1 protein-coding gene is annotated in these 558 nt (G+C 35.8%); it reads right to left on the bottom strand.

Annotation, left to right across the window (positions count from 1 at the left end; translation table 11 throughout):
- The coding region (locus ACNI3T_RS04825) for a transposase (RefSeq protein ID WP_418226854.1) at window positions 1-428 on the bottom strand (428 nt) is incomplete at its 3' end.
- Between the last annotated feature and the right edge of the window lie 130 nt (window positions 429-558).

Below are 558 nucleotides of genomic sequence, written 5' to 3'. Positions count from 1 at the left end.
GTCAGAAGTCTTATAAGCTTTAAATTAAGTCTAGCCTGAGGCTTTTTATAAATGTGCTGATAAATAGCTTCATGAGAAATAGTCATCACCGGATCATTGGGATAATCTTTCTTGATCCTTCCAGAGATTTGTTCAGGCGACCAGTCTTTTAAAAGTCCTTTGTAGACATAAATGCATAGCCTTTTAAAGCTGCTTATTTTGTCTTTATTTCTCTTATTGAGGTAATCGTCTTTAGCAATGTAATTTGCTATATCTGCATTGTAATATTCCCCTGGTTTAGTGATCCATCTATTGACTTCTCTGGTGATAGTTGACCGAGATCTACCAAGCTTATTTGCAATGAAAGATTTGGACTTATATTCTTCTAAAAGAGACTGTATAATGACCCTTTCTTTATAGGATAATCTTCGATGCTTTTTAAGTTCCATTCAACAAATCTATAAGTTATGATTTGTTGCGTTAAGTTATTGAACTCAGGATCGTTGCGGAGCACTTGTGTATAACGGTCTCGTATATCGACAAGTGGCGCGGAATTATGGATGCGGATTTGTCGGCTTA

The organism is Christiangramia qingdaonensis (assembly GCF_048381525.1).
In the GTDB taxonomy this organism is placed as follows: Bacteria; Bacteroidota; Bacteroidia; order Flavobacteriales; family Flavobacteriaceae; genus Christiangramia.
The sequence above is the reverse complement of the archived record's forward strand: the minus strand, read 5'-3'. Positions and strand labels throughout refer to the sequence as shown.